Below are 2,005 nucleotides of genomic sequence, written 5' to 3'. Positions count from 1 at the left end.
ATTTGAAGGCGACCCTGGAAGCCATCGCCGCCGGTCACCCGGCCAGAAGGATCGACGAGCTGCTACCTTGGAACTTCACCCCGTCAAGCTGAACAGGCGTGGGGTGGCGACAGCGCTTACGTATGAGAGGTGACAGTGGAACGCCCACTGACCGGGTTCGTCGACCTCCACATCTATGTCCACCGTCATGGCGGGGTTCACATTGACGGTATGTTTGATGGGGTTGCGAGACCCTTTGCCCACATCCACGAGCGACCAAAGGCCGTGTAGGTGCATCGGGTGCGCCATCATCGTTTCGTTGATGAAGCGAATGCGCACGCGTTCTCCGTAATTCAGGACGATCGGCTCTGCATCATTGAATTTCACATCGTTAATCGACCAGATGTAGCGCTCCATGTTCCCCGTAAGGCGCAATTCGATGGTGCGCGACGGCTTCCTGTACTTGTATTTGGGCCGCGCAGCCGTGAGGTCGGCATAGGACAGGAATTTCCCACCATTGTAGGCCCTCGGTATCAAACCGCTGCCATTGGCATAGGAGGAGTCGACGCTGCTGGGCTCCGTCATGCCACCCATATTGGAATGATCCATGCCAGCCATATTGGAGTGGTCCATACCGGCCATATTGGAATGATCCATACCGGCCATGTTGGAATGATCCATGCCAGCCATGTTCTGCATCACATGACCCTCCATGCCCATTCCACCCATCATTCCGCCCATGTCGGCCATAGTGAGAAGTGGTTTCGGCCGCATCGCCGGCACAGCGCCTGCCATACCTTCTCTTGGTGCCAGAGTTCCCCGCACCATGCCCGTACGTCCCACCGATTCCGCGATGATACTGTAAGCTTTGTTCTCACGCGGCTGAACAATGACATCGTAGGTTTCGGCTACAGCAATACGGAGTTCGTCTACCTTGACCGGCTTAACATCATTCCCGTCCGCTTGGACCACGGTCATTTTGAGCCCCGGAATCCGCATGTCGAAATAGGTCATCGCGGACGCGTTGATGAAACGCAGTCGAACTTTCTCACCCGCACGGAACAGGCCGGTCCAGTTCTGCGATGTGCTCTGGGCGTTGATTGACGCCGTGAACCCTTGAACGTCCTCGATATCGGTCGGCATCATGCGCATTCTGCCCCACATTCCGCGTTCCTGCAGGGCTGCTTGCAGACTGTCAGCGCGCGAGTCTTTTATGAGCGTTTGGAGCGTGCGCTGCGACCGATTGTAGTAGTCAGGCATCCGCTTGAGATTGCGCATGATTTTTTTGCCGGAGTGTGGGTGGTTATCTGCCAACTGAACGACATAATCGCGATCTGCCCGCACCCGTTCACCTCCGCGAGGCTCGATCACAATGGCCCCGTAAGCACCGTCGGGTTCTTGGAACCCGGAATGGCTGTGAAACCAATATGTGCCAGCCTGGGTGATCGGAAACCGATAAGTGAAGGTCTCTCCCGGGGGAATTCCGTTGAAGCTGATCCCAGGTACGCCGTCTTGTCTAAACGGCAGGATTAACCCATGCCAGTGAATGGAGGTGGTTTCGTTTAGATTGTTTTTAACGTTGATCGTGACTTCTTCGCCCTCCTTAAAACGGAGGACGGTTGGGAACTGGCTATTGTTGTAACCGACACCCGTCTTACGGAAGTCGCCCGTATCGATCCGCACCCGATCGACTGTAATGTCATACGTTCCTTTGGATGTAATCGTCGGGTTTTGATGAGCCTGCAAAGCAGATGGCATTGCAAGAGCCGCCGCGGCAGCCAAACCGAATTGTCGCCGGGAAAGGCTACCCGACAAATGCTCCGATGTACTCAGCGCAGTGTCTGAGCGTGCAAGAAAACTGGGGGTAAAGAGACGCATTTTCTTCTCCTTAGTGGTCAAATTATTGGTAAGCGCTGTCGCCACCCCACGCCTGTTCAGCTTGACGGGGTGAAGTTCCAAGGTAGCAGCTCGTCGATCCTTCTGGCCGGGTGACCGGCGGCGATGGCTTCCAGGGTCGCCTTCAAAT

Annotated in this window: 3 protein-coding genes; 1 reads left to right on the top strand and 2 read right to left on the bottom strand. The window is 55.6% G+C overall.

Going from position 1 to position 2,005, the window contains the following annotated elements; translation table 11 throughout:
• Nucleotides 1-92, top strand: a 92-nt coding sequence (locus tag SM763_RS24085) for a transposase domain-containing protein (protein WP_490363289.1), incomplete at its 5' end; no start/stop codon positions are given.
• On the opposite strand, the gene SM763_RS24080 is transcribed toward SM763_RS24085, so the two are convergent.
• Together SM763_RS24080 and SM763_RS24075 are read right to left on the bottom strand one after the other, a co-directional pair.
• A complete protein-coding gene (locus SM763_RS24080) occupies nucleotides 76-1,857 on the bottom strand; it encodes a copper resistance system multicopper oxidase (protein WP_369000112.1) in 1,782 nt (593 codons plus the stop codon). The genes SM763_RS24085 and SM763_RS24080 overlap by 17 nt on opposite strands.
• Before the next feature lie 56 nt (nucleotides 1,858-1,913).
• Nucleotides 1,914-2,005 (bottom strand): transposase domain-containing protein (locus SM763_RS24075; protein WP_490363289.1); only part of this gene is annotated, 92 nt, incomplete at its 5' end.

The organism is Pseudophaeobacter sp. C1-32P7 (assembly GCF_041008775.1).
In the GTDB taxonomy this organism is placed as follows: Bacteria; Pseudomonadota; Alphaproteobacteria; order Rhodobacterales; family Rhodobacteraceae; genus Phycobacter; species Phycobacter gallaeciensis_A.
Note: the sequence above shows the minus strand (reverse complement) of the source record. Positions and strands in the feature narration are given on the sequence as shown.

Coding starts and splice junctions, on each gene's coding strand:
- SM763_RS24080 (WP_369000112.1), bottom strand. CDS start 1,857: ATGCGTCTCTTTACCCCCAGTTTTCTTGCACGCTCAGACACTGCGCTG.